Here is a 21,415-nt window from a genome sequence, read left to right on the forward strand (position 1 = left end):
ATTGAGAATGGCAGCGCAACGCATATTCGCAACCGAACACCTCGATAAACCGGCCTTTCTGGCTGGTTAAGACCACGGAACGGGGTTTGCCCGATGAGAAGCCGGCGATTTTGGAGGCTGAAGCCGCAGTTTTGTGGAAAAACGCAGAACGAAACTTCGAATAACCAGTTTTCAGCTGGCGTTGACAGCCGCGGTGGCCGGCCGACACGGACACGAAGGGGTCCCACAGCCGCGACGGGACTTTCCTGTTCTGCCATCTGTCGCGCAGTGGCGCCGGCGAACGGATGAGCCCGGCGGCGGTGCGCCGCGTGGTGGAACGGTGCACCGGAGAGGCAAACCCGCTGGCCGTCGGTTTCAGCGGCCATTCCTTGCATGTCGGTGCCGCCCAGGACCTGCTGGCCGCCGGCGTTGATCTGCCCGGGCTGATGCAGGCGGGGCGCTGGTCCTCGCCGGTGATGCCGGCGCGCTACAACGAGCACCTGAGGGCGATGCGCGGCGTGATGGCCCGGGTTCGGCGGGGAAAGGGCAAGCGTCAATAGCGGTCGGCTGAATTCTGCAGGCGGGGTTGAAGAGCCTGTGGCACCGACCAGATTTGTGATTCAAGTCTTCCTGGATGCTGGCCCGCTGAGCCCAGTGGAATCGGCAGAAATCCCAACGGATTGGATCTTGCGATCAAGAGATTTTGACACTGAATATCTTCAGTGAGATTTCTCAGGGGAAAACCACTGCCTTCCAATGGATCACGTTTTTCGACAGGTTATTGTGCTGATCGGCGTCGAAACCTCGTGCTGATTTACAGCCTTGGGAATCATTTTCCGTGAGGCAGCGTTTCAGTTGATCGGTATGAGACCGAACAAGCAACACGTCCGGATTTTATGGTCCCCTGCGCCGCTCGGTCCATTGACAGGAAGCTGGTCCACGCATATCGTCATTATACAAACGCGTTCAGTAAACGCGTTTTAAATGAGGAAGCCATGACCATGTCCAAGCTGCTCTGGTGCAATGGACAGCGTAACGACATCCGAACCCGTATTCTGAATGCCGCCTGGGATGTGTTCGACGCTGCCGGGATTGAAGCCGTGTCGATGCGTGCGCTCGGGGCGCGGACAGGGCTGTCCGCCTTGGCGCTATCCACCTATTTCCCGACCATGCGCGATCTGCTGCGCGTCATGTGGCGGGACGCGTTCGATGAACTGCATCACCGCATGGAGGGCATCTCGATCAGCGAACCCGATCCCGTCGCGGCCATTCGGGAACTGGCCCACGCCTATGTTGAATTCGCCGCGGAAAACCCGGCTCGTTTCAAAATGCTTTTCATCGTCGATAAGAAGGAAGCGGCGGAGGAGTTGAAAAGCTCAGGCATGCGCGCTGCCGCCTACAGAATTTTCCGTCAGCGCGTCGTCGAGGCGTTCGACCTCGGACGGCTGGACACCGGTAATGCTGATCTCGCCGCCCAAACTCTGTGGGCGGGGATAGCCGGAAAAGCTCTGCTGGCAGCATTCTTCACCGCCTATGAGGCTGGGTGGAGCGGCGAGGCTGCCGGTGACTGCCGTCTTGAAGCATCGCGTCGCGGTTCTACGACGCTTGCTCGCCGCACCAGGGTCGGTTATCAGGCCTGCGGCGGCGGATATGGCGTGTCCGATGGCTATGGGCCGGCTCTGCGCGATTTGACCGGCGGTGAGCGGGGACCGCGCCAGCTGCGCGCCTGAAGGCAGCGCGTTTCAAAGCAAGTGTGGAATCATCATCATGCCCAGACAGCCCCAGAGCGAGGAACAGCGCGACAGTGTCCAGCGCCGCATCCTGAGTGCCGCCCAGGATCTGTTCGACGCTGCTGGAATTGAAGCCGTGTCGATGCGTGCGCTCGGGGCGCGGGTGGGGCTGTCGGCTTCGGCGTTGTACGCCTATTTTCCGACCAAGCGTGATCTGCTGCGTGCCTTGTGGTGGGATGCGGTCAGCGAACTGCATCTCCGCATGCAGAACATCTCGGACAGCGAACCCGATCCCGTCGCGGCAATCCGCGCCATCGGGCGTGCCTATGCGGAGTTCGCGGCGGAAAACCCGGTTCGCTTCAATGTGCTGTTCATCATCGACCAGGGCGAGTTGGCGGAAGAACTGAAGAGCTCGGGTGTCCGCGCAGCCGCCTATGAGCTTTTCCGCCAGCGTGTCGCCGAGGCGATCGAGCGTGGGCGGTTGCGGCCCGGCGATCCCGATCTCGCCGCCCAGACACTGTGGGCAGGCATCCATGGCGTGCTGACCCTCACCAGCTCCTCGGCCAGCTTTCCATTTCTGCCGTCCACGCTCCTGATCGACACCGTGATGGAAGCGATCCTGGCTGGCCTGAATACAACCTCGATCGATGAGAGGGCAGGGGGAAAAGCCGTTCGGGTAAAGGCGGTCGTCAGAAAAGTCCACGGCCCGACACCCGACGGTCACTCGCGGCATACCGGGACATCGTCCGAAGGGTGAAGAGGCTTGGTGTGCCTCCCGAATGGCACGTCTGGATGGGATCGGATCGGAAACTTTGACTTTATATGATACTGTACCGTACAGTTAAATATCTGATTGCAGTGGCCTTGGGAGGTCTGCCCAAGGCAAAGGGGTAATTTCTTCAATGCGTAAGAAGACGGAAGCCAAGCGCGAGGCCATCCTCGATGCCGCGACGCTGGAATTCACCGAACGCGGATATGAGGGAGCGTCGATGTCCGCCATCGTGGCTCGCCTCGGCGGATCGAAGCAGACGCTCTACAGCTATTTTCCATCGAAGGATGACCTGTTCGTCGAGGTGATGGTGCGGACCATCACCCAGCATGCGGCCTCCTTGCAGGCTGACATGATGGACAGGACAGATATCGAGCGGTCGCTGCGGCGGTATGGCGAACGCTACCTGAAGGGTCGCCTTTCACCCGAAATGGTCAGCCTGACGCGGTTGGTGTTCGGGGAATCCGGGCGCTCGGACGTCAGTCGCCTGCTCCATCTGCGCGGCAAGATGAAGGTGACCAACGACGTCGGGCAGTTTTTGGCGACCGCCATGAAGGACGGGCAACTGCGCAGCGCCGATCCAGACGTCGCGGCGCTGCATTACATGGCGCTGCTCGATGCGGAACTGCTCGAGCCCGTTGTTCTGCGGGTCCGGGAACCGGCCACCGACGAGGAGATTGCGGCGGTGGTCGACCGGGCGCTGGGCGTCTTCATGGCCGCCTACGGGCAACCGGGAGGTGGCCGACCCTGATCCGGGGTGCGGATAGGGACGATGCCGACAAAGCCGCTGTCCCCGCCCTCCTTTCGGCGTAATCACGGGATCATTCCGCATTCGAACAGCTTGTACGCCACTGGTGTCGCCACTTTGCCGATGAATTCGGCGCGAACCTGCGGGTCGCTGCGCAACATCTTCGCAAGTTCTTGCGTCATTTCCGATTTCGGTTCCGATTTCATCGTCGCCAACTGGTCGCACGACAGGGATTGGACATGTTCCGCGACCTTTTTCGCGACGGCATCCGACAGGGTGTGCCGCTCTTGCGGCTGGCTTTCCGGCGGGCGCTGGTCCGGTGGACGTGCCTGTGCCGGCCGCTGTTGCTGAAGCGCCTGCCATTGCTGTTCCAGGGATGGCGGCGGCCCATTCGTGGGGAAGGTGAGGGGCGGCAGGGGTGGAACCTGCGCGATTGCGGCGGGGGCGGTCATGGCGAACGCTCCAAGCGCGATGAAAAGGGCATGTTTCATCAGGCTGCTCCATACAGACCATTGAGAGTGGGACGAGCGGGTCACATCGCGAAAAGCAGCGCGAGATGAACGGCAATGATGAGGAACGAGGCCACGAATTCGGCAAGAAGACGAAGGGACGTCATGGCATTCACCCGATGGCAGGGGAGGGCGAGCGGCAGTCAGCCACCGGGCGGATGGCGAGGGCGCTCGCAAGAGGAACCGGGTGGCAGTGGGCAGTGACGACGTCCGGCCTGTCATGTAAGACGGATTTGGTCAGACGTTGCCGCTCCGGCTCCCTTAGAACGCGTTCAATGAACGCGTTATTTAAATAAGTTAGACCTGCCGCCGTGTGCTGTCAACGAAGGAATGGCGAAGCCCGGTCCCCTGCCCCGGGCTTCCACCCGTCACCGGCTCTCGTCCGGACAGGGCAGCCCTTGCCCCGCCGCGACATGGCGCAGGCTGTCGCCGATCCGGTCGGCCAGACGGCGGCTGACGGCAGACAGCGCCGCGGCGGCGGCGGCGGCATCACGGCCATCCACCGGCTGACGGCCGGCCCATCTGCAGCCTTGCACCGGGCCATCGGGCAGACGCCGCAGGGTCCAGGAAGCGTCGATCATCGCGGCCCGGCCCGGCACCGCTTCGAAACGGTCGAGCCGGACGGCCAGCCGGAAGAGCGGCAGCGTGACCGCCGAACCGGACACCGGCGCCTGATAGGTATCGGACGCTCTTGCGGTCCTCCACAGGCCGTCGGCCAGGATCTGCCGCAACTCGTCCCCGATCGGGGACAGCCAGCGTTCGGCTTCCATCACCGTCACCTGTCCCGTTTCGTCGGTGAGCACCAGATTGCTTCGCGTCAGGGCCTCGGGAACGGCGACGGGCAGGATTTCCACCAGCATCCGCGCCTGTCCCGAGGCGGGAAGGGCGTCGTCCGGGCGGGAGAGGGCATGGTAACGGGGCGGTGGCGACGTGCCGCAGCCGGCCGGCAGGGCGAGGCAGAGGGCCAGGAGAAGGTGGCGGGAGGAGATGCGTGTCATCGGGTGGTTTCCTTCTTGCCCCGCAGCAGGGATTCCGGGCTGCGGTCGAGACCATCGGTCAGCGCCTTGACGGAGCGGGTCGCATCGGTCACACCGCGCAATGTCTGACGGATGTCCTGCAGCAGCGGCGAATCGCCGGCGATGCTTCCCTGGACGGTGGCGAGAGTCTGCCGCAGGTCGCGGATCGCCAGACGGACCTCCGGCATGGTTTCGCGGTCGGCATGCCGGGCGAGGCCGCCAAGCTGCGTCACGGTGGTTTCGGTTGCCACCATCAGGCGATGGGCGTCCTGGCCGAGCGTGTCGAAGGGAAGCGTGTCGAGCTTGCGCAGGATATTCTGCACCTGCTGCTGCATTTCCTGCAGGTCGCCCGGTACGGTCGGCAGCTCCAGCGGATCGAGCCGCGGATCGAAGCGTGCCGGGGACGCTTGGGGAAAGAAATCGACGGCGACGTACAGCTGACCGGTCAGCAGGTTGCCCGATCTCAACTGTGCCCGCATCCCGCGCTGCACGAGATCGGCCAGCAAAGCCCGACGCCGATCCTGCGGCATAGTCTCGGGAAACACATCGCTGACCCTTCCCAGCCGCTGAGGATAAACGTCGATCCGCGCCGACGAGACGAAATCGGTGCCGGCGGGGTCATATTCGACGCTGACCGATCGCACCTGTCCGATCTCGACGCCGCGGAAATCGACGGGTGCGCCGGCGCTCAGGCCACGGATGCTCTGCTGGAAATGCAGGACGAGGGATTCCGGTGCGCCGTCGGGAGATTTCAGGGCTTCGACCCGGTCGGCGGCCAGATTGAAATGCGCGCCCTCTTCGGCGGTCTGAGCCGCCGTCTGGCCCGATCCGCTGGGCTCCAGGCTCTCGAAGGCGATGCCGCCCAGCAGGATGGTGGCCAGGGACTGGGTTTCCAGCTTCAGTCCCGACGCGTCCATGCGAAGGTCGACGCCGCTGGCGTGCCAGAAGCGGCTGCTGGTGGTGACGAAGCGCTCGTAGGGTGCCTTGACGAAGATGCCCATCGTGGTGCGGCGGCCGTCCGGATCGAGGGCGAAGCTCTCCACATGGCCGACCTGGACCCGCCGGAAGAACACCGGAGACCCGATGTCGAGCGAACCGACGTCATCGGCATGCAGAATGAAGCGGCGGCCCGGCATGTCGGACGGCACCACGGGGGGCTCCTCCTCGCCGACGAAGGCGTTGCGGGCCTCATGGCTCTGACCGGCATCGACGCCGATGTAGGCTCCCGACAGCAGGGTGCCCAGGCCGGAGATGCCCGATCCGGCCAGGCGCGGGCGTACCACCCAGAAGCGGCTGCCGGTGACCGCGAACGGAGCGGCATCCTTGGCGAGGTCGATGGTCGCCACCACCCGCGCGTGGTCGGCGCTGAGCGCCAGTCCCGTCACGTCGCCGATGTCGACGTTCTTGTACTTCACCTTCGTCTTGCCGGGCTCGATGCCCTCGGCCGTGGCGAAGGTCACGGTGATGGTCGGGCCGCGCTGCCACAGGGCCTGCGCCACCAGCGACAGTCCGATCAGCGCCGCGACGATCGGAATGATCCAGACCAGGGAAACCCTGCCGCGGCGACGGTCCCACACCAACGGCCGGGCGATCTCCGGTTGCACGATGGAGGGATCGGCCGCGGCCGATTGCGTATCAGTGTTCATGGCTCGATGGTCCGCTTGCATCCCACAGGAGACGGGGATCGAAGCTGGCGGCGGCCAGCATGCTGAGGACGACCACGGCGCCGAAGGCTGCGGCGCCGGGCCCGGCTTCGATGGTGGCGAGGGTGCGGAAGCGCACCATGCCGACCATCAGGGCGATGACGAAGACGTCCAGCATCGACCAGCGTCCGGCCAGCTCCACGGCCCGGTACAGCCGTCCCAGCCGATGCGGGCCGGTGGCGCCGGGACGGCGGACGCTGAAGGCCAGATAAGCCAGTGCGCCGAGCTTGATCAGCGGCACGAGGATGCTGACGCTGAAGATCAGCAGGGCGAGCCCCGGCGATCCGGACGTCCAGAAATAGACCACGCCGCTGATGATCGTGTCGCGCGACGAGCCCAGCAGGCTGGAGGTCTGCATCACCGGCAGCAGGTTGGCGGGGACATAGAGGGTCGCGGCGGCGATCAGGAAGGCCCAGGTGCGGGACAGGCTGTCGGGCTTGCGCGGGTGGGCGGTGGCTCCACAGCGCGGGCAGCGTCCGGCACCACCGCGGTTCCCGGCGCTGGGCCGGCAAAGCCGCCGGCAGCATGGGCAGGCCCACAGGCCATGGGACAGGGCGGTGGTCATGCCGCGCCCTTCCGTCCGGCGGGCAGTTCCCACAGGCAGCGTGGATCATAGGACAGCACCACCGCCAGCAGCACCGTCAAGGCGATGAAGGCCCACAGAGCCACCCCCGGCACCACCTGAGCCAGATGCGACAGCTTGATGAGGGAAACGAGCACCCCCAGCATCAGCACCTCGATCATGCCCCAGGGACGGATCTGCTGGATCAGCCGCAGCAGCGGCGCGAAATAGGCCGGCCGCCGACCGGCCAGCACCGCCGCCAGCAGAGCCGTCATGGCCAGCAGGTCGGCCAGGGGGGCGAGCAGACCGGTGGCGAACACCAGCACCGCCACCAACTGGCGATCCTCCCTCCAGAGGGTGAGGACGGCATCCAGCAGCGTGGCACTGCTGATGCTGCCCTGTACGCGCAGCTCCAGAATGGGACAGGCATTGGCCAGCAGGAAGGCGATCAGCGCCGCCATCACCAGCGCCAGCATCTGGTCCGGCCGCCAGTACGGCGCGCTTTGCAGGACGGTGCCGCAGCGGACGCAGCGTGCCTTCTCCCCGGCCCGCAGCGGCACGCGGACATGCAGGCGGTCGCATTCCGGACAGGCGACCAGCCGGTCATCGGCAGGCCCTGCGGAAGCCGGCGGCGATGCTTCGGCTCCCGCGGTCATGACGGATGCTTTCCGTCGCGGCCGTAGCCGGCGAGAAAGGCGCCGACAGCCCGGCCGACAGCTGCGATGATCTCGTCCTCCGCTGCCGGCTCCCGGACGCGCAACACCACCGGTTCGAACAATTCGGCGTCGAGCAGCGCCAGAAAATGAAGTGCCGCAACGGTGGGATCGGCGACACGCAGGCCTCCCGTCTCCATGACGGCCGTCAGGAAGCGGCCGATGTCCTCCGCCGCCCTCATCTTTCCGCGGGGATGAAGGAGCCGGCTGACCTCGGAACGTCCGGCTTCGGCGAACACCATGCGTGTCAGGCTCACCATGTCCGGCGAGAGGCGGACCTTCAGGTAACGCTCCCCATGCCGTTGCAGCGCTCCGCAGATGTCCGTCGTGTCCGCAAAATCCCCCAGCGGGGTGGCCACATGCCGGTCGATGATCCGGGCCATCACCTCGACGAACAGCTCGTCTTTCGACGGGAAGTAGCGGTAGAGCGTCTGTTTCGACGCGCCGAGCCGCTCAACGATGGCCGAGATCGAGGCTCCCTCATATCCGCGTTCGGTGAATTCCAGCGTGGCGGCGTCGAGAATGGCGTCGCGCTTGGCTTCGGTCTTCCTGCGCATGGGGTTGCCTTTTTGTGGACTTTCCGGTCGGGCGCGATGCGGTGCACGGGCTTGACCATGATTGCATCAAATATTAGACCGTACCGTACGGTTTGACAAAGGAATTTGATTCGCCACCCAGTTGTGCCGAACGGTGCCGTGGCGCCGCCGAAGCCTCACGCCCGCCCGCAATGGTGGATGGCGGCGTTGTGCCATCCGCCATTGCGGTGCATCGCGTCAGGCGATGCGGGCCACGGTCTGCCGGCCGCCATATGAGGCCGGACGACCTTTAATGGACCGGTCGGTACGATTTCATTTGACGCCCGCCTCTCAAACTCATACCGTACGGTACGGTAAATGACGAGCCAAGCGCTGGACAGCACCCGCTGCGACGCTGCCGGAACGGCATTTCCTTCGAGAAATCAAGCAGGAACACAATGCGCCCGGAGTCCGCATATGCCGGACATCCAAGCGCCTGCGCGCGGTCAGGGAATTGGAGACGATCATGCTGGAACGTCATACGCAGCCCGAAACACTCACCGCCGGTCCACTGCAATCGCTTTGGCAAGTGGCCCTGCGTCCGTTGCAGGACGCCGTCGACTATGCCTGGGACGGGGCGCAACGATCCGTCCTGTTCTGGGACGTGATGCGCCGGCGGGGAAACCAGTACCGGGCGCACGCAAGCCAGGATGCACCGCATGTGCTGCATTTCGCCGGCGAGGTCCTGATCGACGGCCGGACGCTGACACGTCCGGTGAATTATGGTCTGGTGCGCGTCGACCCGCCGGCCGATGCGCCACCGACCGACCGGCGCGCCCGCCCGGTCGTCGTCGTCGATCCGCGGGCCGGCCACGGGCCGGGCATCGCCGGCTTCAAGGCCGACAGCGAGATCGGCATGGCGCTGAAGGCCGGCCATCCCTGCTACTTCATCGGCTTCCTGCCCAACCCGGTACCCGGACAGACGATCGGGGATGTGGCCGCCGCCGAGGCGGTGTTCCTGGAGGCGGTGATCGACCGCCACCCTGAAGCCGAGGGCAAGCCCTTCGTCATCGGCAATTGTCAGGCCGGCTGGGCGGTGCTGATGCTGGCGGCGCTGCGTCCGGAGCTGTTCGGCCCGATCCTGGTGGCGGGATCGCCCCTGTCCTATTGGGCCGGGGTGCATGGCCGCAATCCGATGCGCTATTCCGGCGGCCTGCTCGGCGGCAGCGCCTTGACCGCTCTCACCGGAGATCTCGGTGGCGGCGTGTTCGACGGGGCATGGCTGGTGCAGAACTTCGAGAACATGAACCCGGCGAACACCCTGTGGTCGAAGCCCTATGGTCTCTACGCCAAGGTGGACAGCGAGGAGGCGCGCTATCTGGAATTCGAGCGCTGGTGGGGCGGCCATGTCCTGCTCAACGCCGGGGAGATGCAGTGGATCGTCGACAACCTGTTCGTCGGCAACCGCCTGTCCACCGCGCGGATCGTCACCGGCTCCGGTGAGATGGTCGATCTGCGCAACATCCGCTCGCCGATTGTCTGCTTCTGCTCCGACGGCGACAACATCACCCCGCCGCAGCAGGCGTTGGGCTGGATCCTCGACCTCTATGCCGACGTCCGCGACATCCGTGCCCATGGGCAGACCATCGTCTACAGCGTCCATGCCAATGCCGGGCACCTCGGCATCTTCGTGTCCGCCGCGGTGGCGCGGAAGGAATATGCGGAGTTCGTCCAGAACATCGACTTCATCGACTGCCTGCCGCCGGGCCTCTATGAGGCGGTGATCCGGCCCCGTCCGGACGGGGCCGGTCCGGAGGTGGGCGATCACATCGTCAGCTTCGAGGAACGCACCCTCGACGACATCCGGGCGCTCGGCTGCAACAGTCCCGAGGACGACCGCGCCTTCGCCGCGGCGGCACGTCTGTCGGAGATCAACCTCGGCCTGTATCGCACAATCCTGCAGCCATGGGTGCGCCTGATGACGCTGGAGCCTCTGGCGGCTGCATCGCGCGCCCTGCACCCGTCACGCCTGCCCTACGAGATGGTGAACGACCGGACACCCGGCGCCGCGATGCTGGCAAGTGTCGCTGAAACGGTGCGCGAGCATCGCCGGCCCTGCGCGTCCGGCAACCCCTTCCTCGTGGCGCAGGAGCGGCTGTCCGACCTCATGGAGACGCTGCTTAACACATGGCGTGACCGGCGCGACCGGACCGCGGAGGAGATGTTCTTCGCGATCTATGGATCACAGGCGATGCAGGCCGTGCTCGGCCTCCGCGGTGCGGCCGATTCCGCAGCGCGCCGCCCAGGCATCGATCCTGCGCATGAACGCTACGTGCGTGAACGCATCGACGACCTGCGCCGGCGGATCGCCGATGGCGGCCTGCGCGAAGCGGTGACACGCGCGGTCCTGTATGCCCTGGGGGCGACCGCAAGTGCCGACGAACGCACCTTTGCGATGATCCAGCGCCTGCGCGCCCGGGATCCGGAGAAGCAGACGCTGGACAGCTTCAAGGAAATGCTGCGCGAGCAGTTCTTCCAGCTGCTGATCGACGAGGAGCGCGCGGTCGATGCGATCGGTGCCATGCTGCCCTCCGATCCCGCCACCTGCAACGCGGCGTTCGAAACCGTGCGGCAGGTTGTCGATGCCGACGAATGCGACAGCCTGGAAAGGCGTCAACGGCTCGCCCGGCTTGAGCTGCTGTTCCGCAACCATCGAAACGGCCCCGCCAAGGCGGCGTGACGGCGGGAGCGGCCCGGATGACCATCGAAACCACCCCCCTCCCGGCCGGATGCGATCCCAGGACCGATCGCATCCTGGCCGCATCGGAGCGGCTGTTCCTGGAGCTTGGCTACACCGCGACCTCCATGAGTCTGGTGGCGCAGCGTGCGGCCGTATCGAAGACGACGCTCTACACCCGGTTTCCCTCGAAAGAGGAGCTGTTCGTGGCGACGATCCAGGCTGCTTGCCGGCGCTATGGAGCGGACATCACTCCCGACAATGTGGCCGACCTGCCCCTGGAGGAGGCGCTTTACCGGGTCGGCCGGCGTCTCGTCGATCTGTTGTGGTCCCCGGACACCATCATGATCCGCCAGTCGGTCCTGAGCGAGGCGTCGCGCATACCGCTGGTGGGACATCTCTATTGCCAGGCCGGACCGCAGCGGATCGTTTCCGCCCTGACCATCCTGTTCGCGCGCCTGTCCGGCCGCGGCTGCGTCGGCATCGCGGATCCGGCCTTCATCGCCAGACAGTTCCTGGCAGCACTTTCAGGTGGTTTCCACTCCGTTCCGGAATTGGGAATTGCCGGTCCGCCATCCAAAGCGGAACGCGATGAGTTCACACGCAAGGCGGTGACCCTGTTCATCCGGGGTCTCTGCAAAGGTGCCGCCTGAGCTTGGCTCACCGGGCCGCCGCTTGCGATCCGGTGACCGCGGAACCTCCTCCAAACCCGACATCCCGATCGGACATGCGCTCCCCACTTCGGCTCCCCGCTGCGGTGCTTGCTGACCGCATTGCGAGCGGACTGAGACATTTTCCAAGTCAGGAAGCAAAGACGATGCATATATCCAGGATCGCAGCGGTCAGTGTCATAGCCGTCGCCCTTGCGGGCTGCCAGGAACAGGCGCCATCCGAACCCGCCATCCGGCCTGTCCGCGCGATCACGGTCGAGCGCAATGTGCAGGGCGCCCCGGTCACGCTGACCGGGCAGGTGCGGGCGCAGGATCAGGCCAACCTGTCCTTCCGCCTGGACGGCCGGCTGTTGGAGCGGCGCGTCAATGTCGGCGATCTCGTCCAGCCGGGACAGGTCGTCGGCAAGCTCGATCCGCAGATTCAGCAGAACTCCCTGCGCCAGTCGCAGGCCGGGCTGTCGTCGGCCCAGGCGCAGCTGACCCAGGCCCGCAACGCCTTCCGGCGCCAGCAGGAGCTGCTGAAGAACGGCTGGACGACCAACGCCAGCTTCGATCAGGCCCGGCAGGCGCTCGACTCCGCCGAGGCCCAGGTCACCTCGTCCCGCGCGCAGCTGCGCAGTGCCGAGGAGACGCTGAGCTACACCGACCTGCTGGCGGATACCGCCGGGACCGTCACCGCGACCGGTGCCGAACCCGGCGAGGTGGTGCGGGCCGGGCAGATGGTGGTGCAGGTCGCCCGCCAGGGCGGTCGCGATGCGGTGTTCGACGTGCCGTCCCGGCTCATCCGCACGGCACCGCGCGATTCGGTCGTCGCGGTGTCGCTGGCCGAGGATCCGTCGGTGACGGCGACGGGCCGAGTCCGCGAAGTCGCACCGCAGGCCGATTCCACCACCCGGACCTTCCAGGTCAAGGTCGGCCTGATCGATCCGCCGGACGCCATGCGGCTCGGCGCCACCGTGGCCGGCCGCATCCGGCTGAGCCCGCCGGAGGGCGTCGACGTTCCAGCCAGCGCGCTCACCCTTTCGAATGGACGGCCGGCCGTCTGGGTCTTCGATCCGAGAAGCCAGACCGTTTCCCTGCGCAGCGTCGAGATCTCCCTGCACGAGCCGTCGAGCGTGGTGATCTCGCAAGGGCTGGCGGCCGGCGAGGTGGTGGTCACGGCCGGTGCGCAGGTTCTGCGCCCCGGGCAGAAGGTTCGCCTGCTGGGAGGTGAGTCGTGAAAAGCCTGAACCTGTCGGAATGGGCGATCGGGCACCGGTCGCTCATCGCCTTCTTCATGCTGGTGCTCACGGTCGCCGGCATCGGCGCCTACACCCGGCTCGGCCGCAACGAGGACCCCACCTTTACCATCAAGACGATGGTCGTGCAGGCGCAATGGCAGGGGGCGACCATCAACGACACGCTGAAGCAGGTCACCGAGCGGCTGGAGCGCAAGCTGCAGGAAACGCCCAGCCTTGATTACCTGCGCAGCTACACGACCGCCGGCCAATCGACGATCTTCGTCAACCTGAAGGGATCGACGCCCGCCGGCAAGGTGCCCGACATCTGGTACCAGGTGCGCAAGAAGATCGGCGACATCCGCGGCACCTTGCCCCAGGACATCGTCGGGCCGGGCTTCAATGACGAGTTCGGCGACACCTACGGCATCATCTACGGCTTCATCGCCAACGGCTTCTCGCACCGCGAGCTGAAGGACTATGTCGACGACATACGCTCGCGCCTGCTCCAGGTGCCGGACGTCTCCAAGATCGACGTGCTCGGCGCCCAGGACGAACGCATCTATGTGGAGTTCTCGACCGAGCAGCTTGCCGGAATGGGCATCGACCGTTCGGCGCTCATCGATGCCCTTCAGGCGCAGAACGCCGTCACCCCCGCCGGCGTGATCCAGACCGGCGACGAGAAGATCATGCTCCGGGTCACCGGTGCCTTCCGCTCCGAACAGGATGTTCTCGCCGTCAACTTCGTCGCCAACAACCGCATCATCCGGCTCGGCGACATCTCGCGCGTGACCCGCGGCCCGGCCGACCCTCCGCAGCCGGTTTTCCGTGTCAACGGCCAGGACGCCATCGGCCTTGCCGTCGCCATGCGCGACGGCGGCGATGTCCTGGCGCTGGGGCACAACATCGAACATGCGATGGCCGACATCGTGAAGGAGCTGCCGGTCGGCATCGAGGCGACGCTGGTCGCCGAACAGCCCGCCACCGTCGAACATGCGGTCGACGAGTTCATGGAGGCGCTGTGGGAAGGGATTGCCATCGTCCTGGCGGTCAGCTTCGTCAGTCTCGGCACGCGGGCGGGTGCGGTGGTGGCATGCTCCATCCCGCTGGTGCTGGCCATCGTCTTCGTGGCGATGGAAATCCTCGGGATCGATCTGCAGCGCGTGTCGCTGGGTGCCCTCATCATCGCCCTCGGCCTGCTGGTCGACGACGCGATGATCACCGTGGAGAGCATGGTCACCCGGCTGGAGCGGGGCGACAGCAAGGAGAAGGCCGCCACCTTCGCCTACACCTCGACCGCCTTTCCGATGCTGACCGGAACACTGGTCACCGTGGCCGGCTTCGTGCCCATCGGCTTCGCCCGCAGTGCGGCGGGCGAGTACACATTCTCGATCTTCGCCGTCGTCGCCATAGCCCTGATCTCCTCCTGGTTCGTCGCCGTCCTCTTCTCGCCGCTGCTGGGCGTCTGGATCCTGAAGAAGCCGAAGAAGCATCATGACGAGGCGGGCGGTCCGCTCATGCGCGCCTTCCGGCGCCTGCTGGACCTGGCGATGCGGGCGCGTTGGGTCACGATCGCGCTGACGCTGGCGATCTTCGCGCTGGGCATGTATGGCGGGCGCTTCGTTCCCCAGCAGTTCTTTCCATCCTCGGACCGGCCCGAACTGCTCGTCGACCTGAAGCTGCCGCAGAACGCCTCGATCGAAGCCACGCGGGATTTGTCGGCCCGGCTGGACAAAATCCTGTCCAAGGATCCCGACGTGGAGCGCTGGAGCAGCTATGTCGGCCGCGGTGCCGTCCGCTTCTACCTGCCGCTCGATGTCCAGCTTCCGAACGACTTCTTCTCCCAGGCGGTGGTCGTCACCAAGGGAGCGGACGTGCGCGACCACGTGAAGGCGCGGCTGGAGCAGGCGCTGGAGGCCGAGTTCCCCAGCGTCGTCGGGCGCATCTACCCCCTGGAGCTGGGGCCGCCCGTGGGCTGGCCGCTTCAATACCGGGTGAGCGGTCCGGATCCCGAGAAGGTGCGCGGGATCGCGCTGCAGGCCGCCCAGATCATGGCCTCCGACGGCACCGTCCAGAAGGTGAACTACAACTGGTTCGAACCGGCGCGTACCGTCCAGATCCGCGTCGACCAGGATCAGGCCCGCCTGCTGGGGCTGAGCTCCCAGGGACTGGCCCAGACGCTGAATACCGTGGTGACCGGCGTGACCGTCACCCAGATGCGCGACGACATCTATCTCGTCGATGTGCTGACGCGGGCTTCGGCCGAGCAGCGCATGTCGCTGGCGACCATCCGGTCGCTTCCGGTGCCCCTGCCCAACGGCAAGACCGTGCCGCTGAGCCAGCTCGCCTCCATCGAATACGGCCAGGAACTGCCGTTCATCTGGCGCCGCGACCGCAAGCCGACGCTGACGGTCCAGGCCGACGTCGCTGCGGGGGCCCAGCCCGCCACGGTGGTGGAGGCGCTGGCGCCGAAATTCGCGGAGCTGAACGCCTCCCTGCCCGACGGCTACCATGTGGATGTCGGCGGTACCGTGGAGGAGAGCGACAAGTCGCAGGCGTCGGTGATCGCGGTGGTGCCGGTGATGCTGCTTTTGATGCTGACGATCCTCATGATCCAGCTCCAGAGCTTCAACCGGCTGTTCCTGGTGCTCAGCGTCGCACCGCTGGGGGTGATCGGCGTGGTCGCGGCGCTGCTCGCCTCCGGCAAGCCGCTCGGCTTCGTCGCGATCCTCGGCGTGCTGGCGCTGATCGGCATGATCGCGCGCAACTCGGTCATCCTGATCGACCAGATCGAGATCGAGAAGGCGCACGGGCATCATCCGTGGGATGCGGTCGTCATCGCGGCCACCCATCGCTTCCGTCCGATCCTTCTCACCGCGGCGGCGGCGATCCTCGGCATGATCCCGATCGCGCCGACCGTCTTCTGGGGGCCGATGGCCTACGCCATCATCGGCGGCTTGGCGGTGGCGACGCTGCTGACGCTGGTGTTCCTGCCGGCGCTGTACGTCGCCTGGTTCCGGATCGAGCGGCCGCGGCCGGACACGTTCCCTCCACAGTCGGGCAACCAAGAGTCGCATCGGGAAGAAACCGTTTTGCTCGAAGGGTGAGCACAGGCGGGACTTTTTGAAACACCGGCGCGGGCTGGCGCCGCACCCGAACATAGCCCTGGCACCAGCCGGTGCCGATCCCTCATCAACGTCAGGCAATGGTCATGGACATTTTTCAGGCCTATTGGTCCCACGGCGAGTTGGTGGCCAACGGCATCATCCTGCTGCACCTGCTCGGCTCCCTTCTGACGGGCGTGCTGCTTGGCTACGAGCGATCCTATCAGGGACGGGCGGCCGGCATGCGGACCTACGGTCTGGTCTGCATGGCCTCTACGGCTCTGACCGTGATCGTCGCCTATCCGCACCTGTGGTATGGCGGTGCCGCGGCCGGCTGGAGCGGTTCCGCGGACCCGACCCGCGTCATCCAGGGGATCGTCACCGGCCTCGGCTTTCTCGGGGCGGGAGTCATCATGCGGGAAAGCCATTCCATCAGAGGATTGTCCACCGCCTCCTCGATCTGGACCACCGCCGCCATCGGCGTCACCATCGGTATCGGCTTCTACGTGGCCGCACTTGCCGCCACCGCCCTGACCATAGTGGCGATGGTCGGCCTGCGGCGGCTGGAGCCGATCCTGCCGCACCGGACGGTGACGCACCTGACCGTTGTCTTCACGCGGGACAAGGCGCCGCCGGCCGAGAGCATCCAGGTTCTGGCGCGGGAGCGCGGCTTCGAGGTCGTGGACTGGGGATACCACCTCATGAACGGCGCCGGCCAGATCGAGTACAAGCTGGCGCTGAAGACCAGCGGGTCGCCGGACACCTCGCGGATGGTCACGGAGCTGTCCGCGACCGACGGCGTGATGGAACTCCACATGACGCCGTCGCGGATCTGACCGGCCTTTGCCGGGGCATTGTCACGGGAACTGAGCCGGTGTGCAGAACACCCCCAGTTCGACATTCGCTTACACGTCCGCGGTCGCGAATTGCTGAACCGGTTCACCCCATTTACCCGAGCCGCCCCGCGACCCTGGCCGGCACCGCGCGCGCAGGGCGGCGGGTGAGCCGATCGAAGGCCAGATAGATCACCGGCGTGGTGTAGAGCGTCAACAGCTGCGAGACAAGCAGCCCGCCGACCATGGAGTAACCGAGCGGCTGGCGCAGTTCCGAACCGGTCCCGGCGCCGAGCATCAGCGGGACGCCGCCGAGAAGTGCTGCCATTGTCGTCATCAGGATCGGACGGAAGCGCCGCAGGCAGGCTTCGCGGATGGCGTCCTGCGGGGCCATGTTCCGCTCGCGCTCCGCCGCGATGGCGAAATCCACCATCATGATTCCATTTTTCTTCACGATGCCGACCAGCAGGATCAACCCGATCAGTCCGATCACGTCGAAACCGAAGCCGCCGAGCCACAGGGTGCCCAGGGCGCCGAGTCCGGCCGACGGCAGGGTGGACAGAATGGTCAGGGGGTGGATCGTGCTTTCGTAGAGGACGCCGAGGATGATGTAGACGGCAACCAGCGCCGCGGCGATCAGGTAGGGTTCGCTGGACAGCGACTGCTGGAAGGCCTGGGCCGTTCCCTGGAACGATCCGGCCAGTGCCGCCGGCGTGCCCAGGGCGCGCATGGCCTCGTCGATGGCCGTGGTCGCCTGTCCGAGCGAAACGCCCTGCGCCAGGTTGAAGGACAGCGTCACGGCCGGAAACTGTCCCTGGTGGTTGATGGTCAGCGCGGCGATCGGACGTGTCGAGACTTTGACCAGCGTGGAGAGGGGCACCGGCTGTCCGGTGGCGGGGGAGCGCAGGTAGATCTGCCGCAGCGTCGCCGGCAGGCCCTGCAGGTCCGGCGACACCTCCAGCACGACATGGTAGCTGTTGGTCTGCGTGAAGTACTGCGTCACCTGCCGCTGCCCGAAGGCGTCGTAGAGCGTGTCGTCGATCAGCTGCGGCTGGATGCCGAAGCGGGCGGCCTGATCGCGATCGATGGTCAGCGTCGCCGTGGTCGCCGCGGTCTGCTGATCGGAGGACAGGTCGCGCAGTTCCGGCAGCGTCTTCAGGCGGTCGAGCACCTTCGGCGCCCAATCGTCCAGTTCCTCCAGATCGGCATCCTGAAGCGTGTACTGGTACAAGGCCCGCGAGGACCGGCCGCCGACGCGGAGATCCTGCGCCGCCTGCAGGTAGAGCCGGATGCCCTCCACCGCCGCGGTCTGCCGACGCAGGCGGCTGATGACCTGATCCGCGGTGGCCGTCCGCTCGTTGCGCGGCTTCAGGGTGATGAAGAAGCGGCCGGTGTTCACCGACTGGCCGCCGCCGGCCCCGACGGAGCCGACCCAGGTCGCCACGTCCGGATCGGCGCCGATGACGGCGCCCAACTGCTGCTGCAACCGGCTCATGATGGCGAAGGAGGCGTCCTGCGGCCCCTCCGAAGTGCCCATGATCAGGCCGGTATCCTGCTGCGGGAAGAAGCCCTTGGGGATTTCCGCGAACATCCAGCCGGTGAGGGCGACGGACGCGACGAAGGCCAGCAGCGTGACGGGCTGGTGCCGCAGAACGATGTCCAGCGTGGTGCGGTATCCGGCGAGCAGGGCATCGAACCCTCCCTCGATCGCGCGGTAGAAGCGGCCATGCGTCCGGTGGCGCTCGTCCTTGAGCAGGCGGGCGCCCATCATCGGCGTGAGCGTCAGCGACACCAGCGCCGAAACCGCGATGGTCATGGTCACGGTGACCGCGAACTCACGGAACAGCCGCCCGACGATGCCGCCCATCAGCAGCAGCGGGATGAAGACCGCCATCAGCGACAGGCTGATCGAGAGGATGGTGAAGCCGATCTCCCGGGAGCCGGTCAGCGCCGCCTGGAGGGGCGGCACGCCCTCCTCGATGTGGCGGTGGATGTTCTCCACCATCACGATGGCGTCGTCGACGACGAAGCCCACGGCGATGGTCAACGCCATCAGCGACAGGTTGTCCAGGCTGTAACCGCACACATACATCAGCCCGAGCGTCGCGGCGAGCGACAGCGGCACCGTCACGCCTGGGATCAGCGTCGCCATCGCGCTGCGCAGGAAGAGGAAGATCACCATGACCACCAGGGCGATGGTCAGGGCCAGCGTGAACTGCACGTCGGCGACCGAGGCGCGGATGGTCTGCGTCCGGTCGGACATGATGTCGACATGCACGGCCGGCGGGATGGCGGCCTGGAGCTGCGGCAGCAGCTGCTTGATGCGGTCGACCGTGTCGATGACGTTGGCGCCGGGCTGCTTGTAGACGGTCAGCAGGACGCCGGGCCGGCCGTTCTGCCAGGCGGCGAGCTGCGTGTTCTCCGGCCCGTCGACGGCCCGTCCGATATCGCCGATGCGGACCGGCGCACCGTTGTGGTAGGCGATGATGACGTCGTTCCACGGCTGCGCCGCGGTGATCTGGTCGTTGTCGTAGAGGGTGAAGCTGCGATCCGGCCCGTTGATGCTGCCCTTGGCCGAATTGACGGTGGCGGACACGATGACGCCGCGCAGATCCTCCAGCGACAGGCCGAGGCCGGCGAGCTTCGCCGGGTCGGCCTGGATCCGCACCGCCGGCTTCTGTTCGCCGCCGATGGACACCTGGGACACGCCCGGCACCTGGCTGATCTGCTGCGCCAGCATGGTGTCGGCGTATTCGTCCACCTGGGTGATCGGCAGCAGGTCCGAACGCACGCCCAGGATCAGGACCGGCGAATCCGCCGGGTTCACCTTGCGGTAGCTGGGCGGGCTCGGCAGGCTCTTGGGAAGCTGGCCGGTGGCGGCGCTGATGGCGGTCTGGATATCCTGCGCGGCGCCGTCGATATTGCGGTCGAGGTCGAACTGCACGGTGATCTGCGTGCTGCCGAGCGCGCTGGTGGAGGTGAGCTGCGTCACCCCGGCGATCTGTGAGAACTGGCGCTCCAGCGGCTGCGCGACGGTGGCGGCCATGGTCTCCGGGCTGGCGCCGGGCAGCGAGGCCGAGACCTGGATGGTGGGGAAGTCGACCCGCGGCAGCGGGGCCACCGGCAGGAACGGATAGGCCGCGACGCCCGCCAGCAGCAGCCCGATCATCAGGAGGGCGGTGGCGACGGGCCGGCGGATGAAGGGGGCCGACAGGTTCATCGTGCCGGCCCTCCCTGTGCGACGCTCTGCCCGACCAGGAGCGGCTGGTCGGCTGGCCGGGCGTCGACGCGGGCGCCCGGCTGAACCTTGAGCTGGCCGGAAACCACCACGCGCTCGCCCTCCTTCAGGCCGTCGGTGATGACGGCGATCTGGGGCCCCAGACGCGCGGCCTTCACGGTGCGCAGTTCCACGCGCTCATCCGGAGCGGCGACCACGTAAACATAGAGGCCGGAGGCGCCACGCTGCACCGCGGCGGACGGGACGGTCAGCGCTCCATGGTCGGTATGCAGCAACACCTCCGCCGCAACGAACTCGCCGGGCCACAGCGCGTTGTCGGCATTCGGGAACAGCGCCTTCATGCGGATGGTGCCCGTGGCCGGATCGACCTGGTTGTCGATCACCTTCAGCACGCCGTCCTTCAGGTGCCGCTGATTGTCGCGACTGTTGATCGAGACGGCGACCGTACCCCGGGCCATCGCTTCGACAATGTCGTGCAGCCGGTCTTCCGGCAGCGTGAAAACGACGGTGATCGGGTCCGTCTGCGTCACCACCAGGATCCCGTTGGCGTCGGTGGCATGGACGATGTTTCCCGGGTCGACGAGCCCAAAGCCGGCCCGGCCGCCGATGGGCGAACGGATGAGGGTGTAGCCGAGTTGCACCTGGGCATTGTCGATGAGCGCCTGGTCGCCCTTGATCTGCGCCTGGAGCTGCGCGACCTCCGCCTTCTGGGTGTCGGCCTGCTGGCGCGAGGAGAAGTCCCGTTGCGCCAGCGCCTCGTAGCGGGTGAGATCGCGTTGCGCATTGGCGAGCTGCGCCTCGTCCTGTGCCTTTTTGGCGGTGGCTTGGTCGAGCGTCGCCTGGAAGGGCCGCGGATCGATCTGCACCAGCGGGTCGCCGGCCTTGATCGTCTGCCCTTCGGTGAAGAAGGCATTCTGCAGTTCGCCGTCGACGCGGGAGCGGATCGTCACCGTGCTGACGGCCTGCACCGTGCCGATGCCTTGCAGCCACAGCGGGACGTCCTGCCGCGTTACGGGGGCGACGGTCACCGGTACGGGCTGCTGCTGCGATGGCGCCGCCGCCTTGGCCGGACGATCCGCGCTCTGGCCCCACAGGGAGCCGGCAAACACGACCCCGGCGAGGACGCCGGCGACGGTCAGGCTTCGCACCGCCGTAAGGGCCCTCGCTGAACGTGACGACTGATCCATAGCGCTGACCTTTCCGCAGGAAAGCCGGGCGAAGCTCGATCACCACAGCACTATGCGGCATGCGGATAGCCGCCGCCTTTCTGCCGGATGAATTCCGTGCAAGGGAGCCGCCGCAGAGTCTGCCAGGGACGATCCGCGGGCATCGTCAAGTTGAATTTGGTCGACCGGTCCAGAAACTTGACCT

Annotated in this window: 17 protein-coding genes; 9 read left to right on the forward strand and 8 right to left on the reverse strand. The window is 66.3% G+C overall.

All coding sequences use genetic code 11. The annotated features are described in order from the left end of the window. Positions 1-284 precede the first annotated feature (284 nt). From J2848_RS28000 to J2848_RS28015, 4 genes are all read left to right on the forward strand, one after another. Positions 285-539 (forward strand): site-specific integrase, encoded by a 255-nt coding sequence (locus tag J2848_RS28000; RefSeq protein ID WP_246194201.1) that lies wholly within the window; start codon positions 285-287, stop codon positions 537-539. A gap of 441 nt (positions 540-980) precedes the next feature. Beyond that, positions 981-1,709, forward strand: coding sequence for a TetR/AcrR family transcriptional regulator (locus tag J2848_RS28005; RefSeq protein WP_170307196.1), 729 nt, complete (start codon positions 981-983; stop codon positions 1,707-1,709). A 37-nt stretch (positions 1,710-1,746) separates the two neighbouring features. Continuing rightward, entirely contained in the window at positions 1,747-2,466 is a 720-nt protein-coding gene (locus tag J2848_RS28010) for a TetR/AcrR family transcriptional regulator (RefSeq protein ID WP_149234001.1), read from the forward strand. A 145-nt stretch (positions 2,467-2,611) separates the two neighbouring features. Next, positions 2,612-3,229: a TetR/AcrR family transcriptional regulator gene (locus J2848_RS28015; protein WP_149234000.1), complete on the forward strand. Its 618-nt coding sequence runs from the start codon at positions 2,612-2,614 to the stop codon at positions 3,227-3,229. 62 nt (positions 3,230-3,291) lie between these two features. On the opposite strand, the gene J2848_RS28020 is transcribed toward J2848_RS28015, so the two are convergent. The 6 genes from J2848_RS28020 to J2848_RS28045 all read right to left on the reverse strand — a co-directional run bounded on the left by J2848_RS28020 (position 3,292) and on the right by J2848_RS28045 (position 8,286). Beyond that, complete coding sequence (locus J2848_RS28020; RefSeq protein ID WP_149233999.1) at positions 3,292-3,717, reverse strand: hypothetical protein; 426 nt, start codon at positions 3,715-3,717, stop codon at positions 3,292-3,294. Positions 3,718-4,103: 386 nt separating this feature from the next. Continuing rightward, positions 4,104-4,733, reverse strand: a complete 630-nt coding sequence (locus tag J2848_RS28025; protein ID WP_149233998.1) for a PqiC family protein — start codon at positions 4,731-4,733, stop codon at positions 4,104-4,106. Then, positions 4,730-6,397: a PqiB family protein gene (locus J2848_RS28030; RefSeq protein ID WP_149233997.1), complete on the reverse strand. Its 1,668-nt coding sequence runs from the start codon at positions 6,395-6,397 to the stop codon at positions 4,730-4,732. The genes J2848_RS28025 and J2848_RS28030 overlap by 4 nt, the downstream gene beginning before the upstream one ends. After that, positions 6,387-7,019, reverse strand: a complete 633-nt coding sequence (locus J2848_RS28035) for a paraquat-inducible protein A (protein ID WP_149233996.1) — start codon at positions 7,017-7,019, stop codon at positions 6,387-6,389. Before J2848_RS28035 ends, J2848_RS28030 begins: the two co-directional genes overlap by 11 nt. Then, positions 7,016-7,672: a paraquat-inducible protein A gene (locus tag J2848_RS28040; RefSeq protein WP_149233995.1), complete on the reverse strand. Its 657-nt coding sequence runs from the start codon at positions 7,670-7,672 to the stop codon at positions 7,016-7,018. The genes J2848_RS28035 and J2848_RS28040 overlap by 4 nt, the downstream gene beginning before the upstream one ends. After that, positions 7,669-8,286 (reverse strand): TetR/AcrR family transcriptional regulator, encoded by a 618-nt coding sequence (locus tag J2848_RS28045; protein WP_149233994.1) that lies wholly within the window; start codon positions 8,284-8,286, stop codon positions 7,669-7,671. The genes J2848_RS28040 and J2848_RS28045 overlap by 4 nt, the downstream gene beginning before the upstream one ends. Before the next feature lie 484 nt (positions 8,287-8,770). On the opposite strand from J2848_RS28045, the gene J2848_RS28050 reads away from it, so the two are divergent. The 5 genes from J2848_RS28050 to J2848_RS28070 all read left to right on the forward strand — a co-directional run bounded on the left by J2848_RS28050 (position 8,771) and on the right by J2848_RS28070 (position 16,809). Then, complete coding sequence (locus J2848_RS28050; RefSeq protein WP_149233993.1) at positions 8,771-10,984, forward strand: DUF3141 domain-containing protein; 2,214 nt, start codon at positions 8,771-8,773, stop codon at positions 10,982-10,984. Between the two features lie 17 nt (positions 10,985-11,001). Further along, positions 11,002-11,634 carry a TetR/AcrR family transcriptional regulator gene (locus J2848_RS28055; RefSeq protein WP_149233992.1) on the forward strand — a complete coding sequence of 211 codons (633 nt, stop codon included), beginning with the start codon at positions 11,002-11,004 and terminating at the stop codon, positions 11,632-11,634. 164 nt (positions 11,635-11,798) lie between these two features. Next, complete coding sequence (locus J2848_RS28060) at positions 11,799-12,872, forward strand: efflux RND transporter periplasmic adaptor subunit (protein WP_149233991.1); 1,074 nt, start codon at positions 11,799-11,801, stop codon at positions 12,870-12,872. Then, entirely contained in the window at positions 12,869-15,976 is a 3,108-nt protein-coding gene (locus J2848_RS28065) for an efflux RND transporter permease subunit (protein ID WP_149233990.1), read from the forward strand. Before J2848_RS28060 ends, J2848_RS28065 begins: the two co-directional genes overlap by 4 nt. Positions 15,977-16,080: 104 nt before the next feature. Then, positions 16,081-16,809: an MgtC/SapB family protein gene (locus J2848_RS28070; protein ID WP_149233989.1), complete on the forward strand. Its 729-nt coding sequence runs from the start codon at positions 16,081-16,083 to the stop codon at positions 16,807-16,809. Positions 16,810-16,921: 112 nt separating this feature from the next. On the opposite strand, the gene J2848_RS28075 is transcribed toward J2848_RS28070, so the two are convergent. Both J2848_RS28075 and J2848_RS28080 read right to left on the reverse strand, forming a co-directional pair. After that, positions 16,922-20,026 (reverse strand): multidrug efflux RND transporter permease subunit, encoded by a 3,105-nt coding sequence (locus J2848_RS28075; RefSeq protein WP_149233988.1) that lies wholly within the window; start codon positions 20,024-20,026, stop codon positions 16,922-16,924. Continuing rightward, entirely contained in the window at positions 20,023-21,192 is a 1,170-nt protein-coding gene (locus tag J2848_RS28080) for an efflux RND transporter periplasmic adaptor subunit (RefSeq protein WP_170307195.1), read from the reverse strand. The genes J2848_RS28075 and J2848_RS28080 overlap by 4 nt, the downstream gene beginning before the upstream one ends. Positions 21,193-21,415: the final 223 nt, after the last annotated feature.

It is taken from the genome of Azospirillum lipoferum, from assembly GCF_024170005.1.
Classification (GTDB): domain Bacteria; phylum Pseudomonadota; class Alphaproteobacteria; order Azospirillales; family Azospirillaceae; genus Azospirillum; species Azospirillum lipoferum.

Excerpts from the sequence above, each read along its gene's own strand:
- J2848_RS28000 (WP_246194201.1), top strand. The coding sequence starts at position 285 with ATGAGCCCGGCGGCGGTGCGCCGCGTGGTGGAACGGTGCACCGGAGAG.
- J2848_RS28005 (WP_170307196.1), top strand. The coding sequence starts at position 981 with ATGTCCAAGCTGCTCTGGTGCAATGGACAGCGTAACGACATCCGAACC.
- J2848_RS28010 (WP_149234001.1), top strand. The coding sequence starts at position 1,747 with ATGCCCAGACAGCCCCAGAGCGAGGAACAGCGCGACAGTGTCCAGCGC.
- J2848_RS28015 (WP_149234000.1), top strand. The coding sequence starts at position 2,612 with ATGCGTAAGAAGACGGAAGCCAAGCGCGAGGCCATCCTCGATGCCGCG.
- J2848_RS28020 (WP_149233999.1), bottom strand. The coding sequence starts at position 3,717 with ATGAAACATGCCCTTTTCATCGCGCTTGGAGCGTTCGCCATGACCGCC.
- J2848_RS28025 (WP_149233998.1), bottom strand. The coding sequence starts at position 4,733 with ATGACACGCATCTCCTCCCGCCACCTTCTCCTGGCCCTCTGCCTCGCC.
- J2848_RS28030 (WP_149233997.1), bottom strand. The coding sequence starts at position 6,397 with ATGAACACTGATACGCAATCGGCCGCGGCCGATCCCTCCATCGTGCAA.
- J2848_RS28035 (WP_149233996.1), bottom strand. The coding sequence starts at position 7,019 with ATGACCACCGCCCTGTCCCATGGCCTGTGGGCCTGCCCATGCTGCCGG.
- J2848_RS28040 (WP_149233995.1), bottom strand. The coding sequence starts at position 7,672 with ATGACCGCGGGAGCCGAAGCATCGCCGCCGGCTTCCGCAGGGCCTGCC.
- J2848_RS28045 (WP_149233994.1), bottom strand. The coding sequence starts at position 8,286 with ATGCGCAGGAAGACCGAAGCCAAGCGCGACGCCATTCTCGACGCCGCC.
- J2848_RS28050 (WP_149233993.1), top strand. The coding sequence starts at position 8,771 with ATGCTGGAACGTCATACGCAGCCCGAAACACTCACCGCCGGTCCACTG.
- J2848_RS28055 (WP_149233992.1), top strand. The coding sequence starts at position 11,002 with ATGACCATCGAAACCACCCCCCTCCCGGCCGGATGCGATCCCAGGACC.
- J2848_RS28060 (WP_149233991.1), top strand. The coding sequence starts at position 11,799 with ATGCATATATCCAGGATCGCAGCGGTCAGTGTCATAGCCGTCGCCCTT.
- J2848_RS28070 (WP_149233989.1), top strand. The coding sequence starts at position 16,081 with ATGGACATTTTTCAGGCCTATTGGTCCCACGGCGAGTTGGTGGCCAAC.
- J2848_RS28075 (WP_149233988.1), bottom strand. The coding sequence starts at position 20,026 with ATGAACCTGTCGGCCCCCTTCATCCGCCGGCCCGTCGCCACCGCCCTC.